At 57.4% G+C, this 10,014-nt stretch carries 3 protein-coding genes and 2 pseudogenes; 4 read left to right on the top strand and 1 reads right to left on the bottom strand.

Features of this window, described 5'->3' with window-relative positions; all coding sequences use genetic code 11:
• Positions 1-1,086, bottom strand: a pseudogene (locus ABZO33_RS26625) (sugar-binding protein); the annotation flags it as partial.
• A 193-nt stretch (positions 1,087-1,279) separates the two neighbouring features.
• On the opposite strand from ABZO33_RS26625, the gene ABZO33_RS26620 reads away from it, so the two are divergent.
• The 4 genes and pseudogenes from ABZO33_RS26620 to ABZO33_RS26605 all read left to right on the top strand — a co-directional run.
• On the top strand, positions 1,280-2,758 hold the full coding sequence (locus ABZO33_RS26620) for a hypothetical protein (RefSeq protein ID WP_414538477.1): 1,479 nt from the start codon (positions 1,280-1,282) through the stop codon (positions 2,756-2,758).
• 10 nt (positions 2,759-2,768) lie between these two features.
• Positions 2,769-5,156 (top strand): hypothetical protein, encoded by a 2,388-nt coding sequence (locus ABZO33_RS26615; RefSeq protein WP_414538476.1) that lies wholly within the window; start codon positions 2,769-2,771, stop codon positions 5,154-5,156.
• Between the two features lie 523 nt (positions 5,157-5,679).
• Positions 5,680-8,814 carry a hypothetical protein gene (locus tag ABZO33_RS26610; protein ID WP_414538475.1) on the top strand — a complete coding sequence of 1,045 codons (3,135 nt, stop codon included), beginning with the start codon at positions 5,680-5,682 and terminating at the stop codon, positions 8,812-8,814.
• Between the two features lie 114 nt (positions 8,815-8,928).
• Positions 8,929-10,014: pseudogene (locus ABZO33_RS26605) on the top strand (sugar-binding protein); the annotation flags it as partial.

The following is a 10,014-nucleotide window of genomic DNA, read 5'->3' as shown; positions in this document are numbered from 1 at the left end:
GTACTCGCGCTCGACCTTGTGCTCCTCGCCCTGCTTCGTGCGTGTCTCGGTCGAGCCGTAGGCGTAGGTGCCCACCGAACTGAACAGGTAGTCCAGGCCATAGTCCGGCTTGTTGTGGGTCAGGTTGGCACCCAGGAAGTTATTGCCCGTCCTGTACCCAGTGCCCTTGCTCAGCGCATAGGCATAGACCATGGTCAAGGTGTCGTGCTGCCCGCTGCTGGGCTTGATGACATGCCGCAAGACCCGGGGCAGGAAACCGCCCCCGGCTTTCTCGGGCACGCGATGATGATCGTTGGCAACGCGGCTGTGGGTGATGACCTCATTGGCGCCGATGGGCGTATCCACTTCCTTGATGACGTGTAATTTTTCTATTTCCTCATACTGGTAACGCCAGGACGCCGCCTCCGTGGTGGGCAGCACCACACGGCTCACGCGCTTGAGGTTGTCCAGCTGCAGGTGGTAGCTGGCCTTGGCGTTGCCACTGTCGTTGGGGTTGAGGTGGATGTCGAGGCCATCGGTCTGGCGGTCGATTCGCAGCACGACCTTGTCGTTGTGATCCTTGATCAGCGCCAGGCGGGGGTGAATCTTGTTGTCTCTGTCCCTGAACTGCGCGTATTCAAGCTTGAGCAGGTGGCCTTTGTCACCATAGACCTCTACCGGCAGGGCCAGATCACTGCCGGGCTGCTTGAGCAGGCGTTCGACCAGGCCCGAGCGGTGTACCAGGCGGTAGTTACCGCCGCCCTCGTCGAAAAGCCGGAAGTCATCGATTTTCTGCTCGCGCATCAATAACCGGTTGCCCTCCGAGCCGGTGCGGCGGAAGCTGCCGCCGCTGTGCGCCGAGACGACCTGGGTGACGGTGTCGTACTGCGACAGCTGCAGGTTCCAGCCGAGCCCGTAACCGGAGTCGAACGGGTTGAGGGGGCTGAAGAACAGCGCCAGGGGCAGGTCGGGGCCTTGCAGCGCATTGACCTTGGCCTCGAGCAGGCTGATGGAAACCGTGTACTGGCCCGTGCGCGGGTCGACACCGCCTTGCAGATAGCCCATGAAGTTGAAGGCGTTGGAATGCAAAGAAGTACTGGTGGACATCGGTCGAGGCTCCTTTATGAACCCTATCCCGGCACTGGCTAGCTGTCGGGGAAGTGATGGGGTACGAGAGTACTGTCAGTGCTCTCGAAGGGGCACCTGGTAAATTTGTCAGTTTTCACAGAATAATTTCTACCGTACAAAAGCCTCATCGAGACATGTCGGCGCCGTGCCGAATCGAACGTGGGAGCTTGTTATGGAACGTCTAGCGCCTTTTAACGCCCCTGATTTACAGCAGTTGGTTCAAGCACATCCCGACCTGGACGAGCAAGTCGTTGTTCCGTGTTATCTGGATATTCGTGAAAATCGCGAAGTTAATCCACCCAGGCCTCGGTTGACGCTAGATATTAATGAGGTCGGAGATGAACTTTCTACCGTCCTCATGCCTTATGCCGGCATGGCAGCAGGCGACCAGTTAATTTTGACGCTCGAGGCATATCCCTACGACGGGGAGCCGTTTACGCCACAAGAGTTTAAAGAAACCATAGATGACGAAGGCGTGGAAAAACCAGTGCAGTTCGCCGTGCCGCGTAGCGTCTTTGAGGACCCGATTGATCTGGTGGGCTGTTACATCGGATTGTTTGTTCGCTTGGTTCGTGACGAAGAAGAGGTAGCGTCTTCGTTGAGTCAGACTATTTTTATTGAGTGCGGAGCAGAGGAATCACATTTTTTGCGAGCGCCGTACTTCAAGGGTATCCCCCAGCACACGCTGTTTGCCGACGAATGGGTAGACGGTGTCGAACTGATAGCCTCCGACGCTGGTGATGCACAGCCCGGGGATAGCGTTGTTGTATTTGACGCGGACGATGGTGTGGCGACGTGGGCGAGGCTTGGAGCATCAGTGCCAGGAGCCCCGTTGCAACTCACGGTGCCTGCAAGTTGGCTTGGCGCTGGCACTGGTGGGCGAGCGTTGAGGATTCAGTATGCCGGCGCCAATCGTTCTTTCAGAACGCATGCGCTGCTGTTCATTGTGGAACGTACGCGAAAGCTTGAAGCGCCAAAAGTTTCAAATGGCACGGAGTTCCGGCTATTACGGATGGGGTACGAGGTCAGCGTGCCTATCAGTGACGCTACCTCGAACAGCCCGATAGTTGTGCATCTTGGGACTGTAACAGGCTCAGGGGCGGAAACAGTCAGAGTCAGTTTTGCAGCCTCCACGGCGTACGCGGTGCGAGAAAATTATTTTGTATTTTATTTTAGCCCGAATCAGCTGGGTGCTTTATTGGAAAGGCCGGATATGCAGGCCTATTACTCGGTGGGCGTGGGTGAGCTTGTTTATTCAGATGGAACGCAAGTTAAGTTCACCGTGTCGGGCGACGATATAGCAAGAAATTTCCCTAGGATACAGGTCCCGGCTGCCGGCGGCAGCAAAGGGCTATCACTTGCGCGTTTGGGCGGGAACAATGTGGAGGTCAATATCGGCTCTTGGCCGCTGATGGCGCCGGGTCAACTCGTACGGGTAAAGGCGGATATAAACGAGCGCAAATACGAGTTGGTGAACAGGTTGGTCACGGAGGCTGATCTTGAAAATAAAAGTATCGGTGGCGAGCTGAGTTATTCAGTCGTCGCTCAGCAGGAAGGCCAGGTCATTCGTTTCACATGTGAAGTGAACTTCAATAATGGTGAGGGCAGATTCTTTGGCCTTACTGATGTTGACATCGTGATCACTGAGTAGAGAGGCGGGTATGGCTAATTTATACAATCTGATCAAATGGTTAAAGACCAAGAGTCGCGTGTTCAGCTGGGATGTTGTGGCGGCCTTGCACGCCGGTAAAGTGAATCATCTACTTGAACAAGGCTATATAAAGGGCTTCACCGATGACAGCTACTTGCCCACTTTTTCTGCGCCGGTAGTGGTCAATGGCGTACTGACCTATTACCTGCATGACTTTTTATTGGACTGGCCACGCCTGTCGTTTGCTGACCGGGGGCTTGATGACTCGCTTGCGCGCTTGAATATGGTCGTCATTGCTGGGCGCCTGGTGACAATTTCTGCTATCCCCAATGCTTGGCAGGTTTACAGCCTGGAGGCGATTACGCCGTTGCATGGGCCAGTGCTCACGCTTGATGTATTGTTGAATCAGGCGGGTGGGCTGATCGAAGAAGATGGCCGTCTATTGTTAGATCTGAGTAATAGTGACAATTTTTCGATAGATATCGATGATGATGAAGAAGTTCGCATCATTACTGGCGATCTGTTCAAGGCACTGTTCAAGAAACTGGACCCCGCACAGCGCGCCTATGTCTTGGGGCAACTAAATAACGATGCCCCAGAGCACTTGCGTCCCTACTCGTTTGCCTTGCGTACTCAGTTTGACGATGAGCATGACGACGAACAGGCTGGCGCGGTGGTGATTTTCATCAGCCTCAAACCTGATCATAAAGGGGAGCCCCCGCACAGTGGGGCTGACTTCCAGTATCTGCTACCCAGCGATTATCCGGATTACGATGCGGCGGTGTTGCTCAGCACGCGCAGGATCATGTTGTTGGCCTTGGTGCCGCTGCTGCAGAAACGCTTCGGATCCTCGCCGAGGATTTGTTATAACGATGAGTTACTGGGTTGGCTGGCGGTACCCGACGCCTATATTGAAATGGATCCGCTCGTAGAGTTTATCGATCAAGGTGTTTTGGGGTGGGATATATGGGTCAGTATCAATACGCCGCCTGGAAAACTGAAAGACGCAGCCCCTGCGCCTTCCTTGCAGCGCGCAGACGACTGTAAAGGGCAGGATTTCGTCATTGCCCTGACGGAAACAGGGGCGGACTTGACCTGGAACATCGATGTCAGCATCCAGATTGACGTGATGGGGGGGCACAGTAAGGCAGATGCCGAACGTGCGCCTCCACGTACGCTCAGGTACCAGTACACCACCCATTACAAGGTAGTGGATGAAGTACCTGCGAGGGTGGTGCGTGAAGATGGCGTATTCGAAGCGCTCGATGCAGCGCAATTCGATCGGGAGCTCATGGCCTATTTTGAAGACTTGTATAGGTTCTACAAGGATCCCAATCCATCAGCTAGCGCACTGGCGGTACTGAGTCAATGTACTGCGCATATGAAGAACTATGCCCAGGAGGCAGTGGCCAACCTTGATGAGCAGATGCTGATCGATGCGCCGGTCACTGAATGGGTCGACAGCCTGATCGAGCTCAGCTTCGGTGAAACCATGCTCGAGATCCTTACTCGCGGACCTTGCGACGTGGCGCGTTTCGGGCAGGTGGCCGTGGCGGCGGATGCGCCGAAGGTATCACCGGTATGGCCGATCATTGGCAGCGGCGCACAACAGCAGTTCAAGGCGCAGAGCGAATCGGTGGTGACCTGGGATGTCGAACCGCTAATACCAGGGCCGGCGTTAGGCCGCATCGACAAGCGATCCGGGCTTTACACCGCGCCTTCGTCCGACACGTTCAGCGCCCCCCTGTGGCGTGAGCGGATCAAGGCCACCACGGCAAGCGGCGCGGTGAGCTACAGCCTGGCCACGGTGACCCGGGAAAACCTGTTGATCTCGCCACTGGTTCGATTCTGTCAGCCAGACGAGGAAATAACGCTGGTCGCCAGCGTGTCGACGGCCAACCCCGATACGCTGCGGTGGACCGCGCAAGCCGGTCAGTTCGCTTCGGACATAGGTAAAACGGTCAAGTACACCGCACCGGCCAAGGACAGGAAACAGGCGTACGTGATCGACCCGGTAGGGGTAAGCGACCCCGCGTCCGGCGCTACCTTCACGGCTTATCTGATCACCCAGATGACCAATCCGCAGACAATTCAGGTGAAGGTCGATGAATCTGCAGGGTCAGCCGAACTGAGCGTTCCAGGCCACGAGCTATGGCCCAGCGATGAAGTCGAATGGACAGTGAAAGGGCCTGGTCATGTCGTCGCTGTCGAGGGCGAGGTGAGGGCAACGTACCAACCGGACCCTGCCTCGAAGGCGCCATTCGCTCTGGTCGAGCTCGAAATCAGGGAATACGACGCCAAGCGTCCGGCCAGTGAGCCAATACGGATACGCGGCGTGGTCATCCTGCCTCTGCCGTTACATCGCTATGCCTTGCCTGAAGAGTCGGTTCAGCCATGAACGAGGAAGCACACATGAATACTACGATTCCCAAGGTGGTCGAGACATGGATGGCCAGCTCCGAAAATGCCGACATGCTTGGCTGGGACATGATCGTCGCGCTACCGATCGAGTTGGTCAACGACAACGTGTTGCAAGCGCTGCTGCGCAAGTTCGCAGGGGGTGAAGCGCCTGACGGCCTGGAAGGCAAGGTCGAGATACCCAACTCTCCCTTGCTGCATCATCTTGACGGCTACCGGCTTACCAGCCCCAAGCTGGACGCAGGCGCGAGCAACTACGTCGACAACCGGATCAAAATGAGCGTGTCGATGGAAGGGGGGGTCCATTTGCTGACCAGAAATTCCGTCGATGTGATGTCGCTTAGCGCGCATACGCCGCTGAATGCGCTCAAACCCAGTTTCGAGGTGCCGCTCACCTTGGCGGGCGGAAGGTTGAACACTGACCTGCGCGCCGGCTCCGGTCATGAGTTGACCTTGGGGGGGGCGACATCGAGGACACGGCAGCGGGCAGGGAACTGGGCGCTATGCTCAGCAATTTGGCCGAGACATCCGCGCAGTTGGACCTTGCGTTGCTGCAGCCTTCAGGGCAAAACCCGCTGCGCCGGGTCGCTCGCCTGGAGGTCCGTGTGCAGAGCAGTACAGATGCTCCCGCCGATGACGGGCCGGCGCGACAGAGCCTGTTGCTGTTCGTGCAGCTCGAACATGGCGGCAAGGGTGAGGTACCGGTGGGCGGCAACGCCTTCCCCTACCTGGCCGGGCTGGAGGGCGCCAAACAGCGTGGCACGGTACTTGTGTCGCAACATCTGCTGCACCGGGTGGCGTTCGGGCAAAGTATCATGACGGCGCTTCAGGAGGGGGATTTCAGCTACGAGGCCGGTAATGGCCAGCCCTTGGCTTCCATCACGGCAACCGCGGGCGAGCTGCATCTTGCGGGTGGGGCTTATAGCAGCCGGCATATCAGCTATGACTTCGATCCCCTGGTATTGCCAGCGGCCACCGGGAACAAAGCGCTGAGGGTCGAGTTTTCCTCTGACCAGGCGATCATGCGTTGGCAGCCCAGGTTCACGGTCAATTTCCGTTACAGCGTAATGGGGGGCGTGAGCGTCCCACAGGAGGTGGAGATCGAGCCACTGCTGGAGTACGGCTTGCAGCTTACGGGAGCCGAGCAGGGTAGTGAACTGCTGCAGGCGCGCTGGAGCGAGCAAGCAGGTCTGCGCTCTAAGTGTTTTGCAGGGTTGCCTGAGACGTTGCAGGAGGACATGACTGCGGCCATCGAGACCTTTATCCGTTTGCGCTACCTGGAGGCTGTCAATGCTCGGTTCCAGATTCGTATCGCTGAGCAACTCTTGCCGTTCCTGCGACTGTTCGACAGCCGTAGCCTGCGCTGGCAAGTAGGCGCCGCGCCCAACAATCTGGTTGTGGTTGGAGGCTTTGACAATGCCGTGGGTGTTTTCGAGATCGTCGAGCAGGAAGCGCAACTGGCATCAGGGCAGGAGCATACCTTCACGGTTCAGCCTGATGACGGCACTCAGCTGCGTTGGCACGTCGAACCGTTGCCCGGGTACAGCGGCGCCGTGGGAGAGTTCAAGAGCCCGGGTGTCTATGTTGCCCCCTCGTCCAGTGAGTTCGAAGGGGCGACGTTGCGGGTCAAGGTAGTGGCGACCCATCCTGTCAGTGGCTGGCGAAGTTCGGCGTTGGTCTGTGTGAACAGTGTGGGGCTGTTGATGACGCCATTGTTCGTGCAGCTTATACGTGGACATGAGTCCCAGACCCGAGTCGATCTGTCGGTCGCAAGTGCTGAGGCAGGGGAGCTCGCCTGGTCGATTGTCGACCCGGTCGAAGGCCAGAGTGGAACAGTCGATCCAGACCCAGAGGACGGTAGCAAATCGGTCTTCACCGTCGGTCCGCAGCAGGACGACAAGACGTATGTGATCGATCAGGTCGCAGTGCTTAACCGCTCGACCGGCGAGACCCAGAGGGGCGTCCTGCTCGGTGTGCACCAGGATCCAGGCCTGGAAGTTGTGCCTGCCGAAGCTCAGCGCAACGCGCAAGGATTGCAGCTGGAAGCGTTCTATGGAGACACGTCGATTACGCCCGATTGGTCCTGGACAGGGCCTGGCGAGGTCACTGACGAGGGGATGTACCTGCCCGCCCCGGCAACTGCCGAGCATTTTGTACTGATCGTGGCAAGTTATGAGCGCAGGGGGCAGGTGCATCAAGGGCATATTGTGCTGCCGCTGCCGCTGGACAGCTTTCCGGCCGTGCGACGGGCGCAGGTGAATCGAGGCCGCACATTACGCAAGGCAGGTGTGGCGCGTACCGCGCAGGAGCCACCGAAGTTCGACCTGATTCCAGTCAGCGGCGTCGAGGTAACGCCGCTGCGTGATATTCAGTTCACCTTCCCGTTGGTGGCGCCATCGGCCGTCACGTGGGAGGTGACTCGAACAGAAGGCGATCCTTCTGGCATGGGCAAGATAACCGAATCAGGGCTGTATACCGCGGGAACAGCGATTGCCGGTATCGATACCGTGCACGCCACGGTCATGGGGCTTGGGAGTGTCATCGCCGAAGGGGCCAGCCTCGTACACAATCGACCGAGCGAGCAATCTGCGTGGCAAACAATCTCGGACTTCACGGTAAAGGCAGCGGCATTTGGTGGTAATGGCAGCCTGTACCCCAACGGCTATCAGCAGTTGGAAATCGAGGTCAATGTCGAGGTCGAAGGTGATGGGTCTATCGGCCGGGATGAGCTGGCCACCTTGCAACTGTTTTCCACTACTACTCATCAGGCCCTCCCTCGCCTGGAGCCTGAGCAGGACAGGCTCGATAAAGCTGGCGTGCAGTGGGCGGTGGCTGATGCGCCGAACAAATATGACCAGGCCAAGCCGCAAGGGCTGGCTGCTGCGGGCGGGGGGCGGATCGACGCGAAGGAAAGTATGTTTCTGCAAAGCCGTGCCCACACCGAGACGAGCGCAACATTCTATGCGGGTTTTCAGGACCGCTATGGTTCCTGGTACTACAGTCCGCATGAGCAGGGGGGGAGCGACGAAGTCATTGTGACAATGCGCGAGCATAAGCCGGAGGCGGAGGGGAAGTTTACTTTGAACGTTAAGCAAATCAAGCCAAAGATTAAGGATCCGAATGACGAGGACTATGACTTTAATTTGTCTACGACGGATTACTGGACACTGAGCGGGCCTGGTAAATATTTAGACTGCAAGGTTTTCCATAGCGGCCTAAACCCAGAGAAGCGTGAGAGCATGGTGACGTGGGAAAATGAAAGCAGGCTTGAAATATTGGCCAGCTATACAGGGTTTGTTTTCGTTCCCCATGACGCGGAAGAAATTCCGGATTCCATGCGTTTTGATGAAAATCTACCGGCGTTGCACCCTGACTTCGCAACGCTGGCGAACGACGCAGTAAATAAAGACCAGCTGCCAAAAAATGGATTGGTGATTTCTAATTACCGTGTAGACTCGCTGCCCTTTTCTGCTGCAGACGCTAACTATGTGGACAAGTTTAAGGCGCCCTTGATATTCGAGTTGCTCGATACCCAGGGGAATGCCACGGGCGTGAAAGTGGAGTATTCGGGCGCGGGGGTGCGGCGGCGCGACGTGTTGGATATCAAGGAAATTATAGCTGACGATTTCAAGGATTAGCGATTGTGCTGATTTAAGTGTCAGGTGCGGTGTTGTTGTTTTTGTCGTGTTGTGCGCTTAGGTACATTTTTATTTGATGTTCATATCCTTATATGCCTCAAGGAGTGTCTATCCATGTCCGCTAATACGTCGTTGCATTCCAACGCCTTCAACTTCATGGGCTACTTGCAAGGCGGTGTCGACCCGCGCACGGGCCAGTACACGGTTGCCATCAGCCTGCTCGAGGCCAAGGTCAATGCGCTGCAAGGCCCCGACCTGCCCCTGGCGCTGTTCTTCAGCCCCCTCAACCCGTTCGACTCCGGTTACGGGCTCGGCTGGAACCTGCAGCTGTCGCAGTACGACACCGCCACCAAGGTCGTCTCGGCGCACAGCGGCGGCAGCTTCCGCAGCACTGGCTCGGAGGGCAGCCGGTTATTGATGCGCGAGCAGAAAATCGATGACTTCCGGCTTTTCGACGAGGGCGGCGGCAACTACCGCCTGGTACACCGCTCGGGCCTGGTCGAACGCCTGCTCAAGCAGCTCGGCAGTGATCTGGCCCTGCCGGTAGAGGTCTATGGTGACAAAGGCCACCTGCTCAAGCTTGAATACGTGCAGTTCAGGGACAAAGACAACAAGATTCACCCCCGCCTGGCGCTGATCAAGGATCGCAACGACAAGGTCGTGCTGCGAATCGACCGCCAGACCGATGGCCTCGACATCCACCTCAACCCCAACGACAGTGGCAACGCCAAGGCCACCTACCACCTGCAGCTGGACACCCTCAAGCGCGTGAGCCGTGTGGTGCTGCCCACCACGGAGGCGGCGTCCTGGCGTTACCAGTATGAGGAATTAGAAAAATTACACGTCATCAAGGAAGTGGATACGCCCATCGGCGCCAATGAGGTCATCACCCATAGCCGCGTTGCCGCCGATCATCATCGCGTGCCCGAGCAAGCCGGGGGCGGTTACCTGCCCCGGGTCTTGAAGCATGTCATCAAGCCCAGCAGCGGGCAGGACGACACCTTGACCACGGACTATGCCTATGCGCTGAGCAAGGGCACTGGGTACAGGGCGGGCAATAACTTCCTGGGTGCCAACCTGACCCACAACAAGCCGGACTATGGCCTGGACTACCTGTTCAGTTCGGTGGGCACCTACGCCTACGGCTCGACCGAGACACGCACGAAGCAGGGCGAGGAGCACAAGGTCGAGCGCGAGTAC

This window comes from Pseudomonas sp. CAM1A (assembly GCF_047501685.1).
Lineage (GTDB): Bacteria > Pseudomonadota > Gammaproteobacteria > Pseudomonadales > Pseudomonadaceae > Aquipseudomonas.
This window is presented reverse-complemented; position numbering and strand designations above follow the sequence as displayed.

Bases quoted from the DNA above. Each gene is read 5' to 3' on its own strand.
- ABZO33_RS26620 (WP_414538477.1), top strand. From the start codon at position 1,280: ATGGAACGTCTAGCGCCTTTTAACGCCCCTGATTTACAGCAGTTGGTT.
- ABZO33_RS26615 (WP_414538476.1), top strand. From the start codon at position 2,769: ATGGCTAATTTATACAATCTGATCAAATGGTTAAAGACCAAGAGTCGC.
- ABZO33_RS26610 (WP_414538475.1), top strand. From the start codon at position 5,680: ATGCTCAGCAATTTGGCCGAGACATCCGCGCAGTTGGACCTTGCGTTG.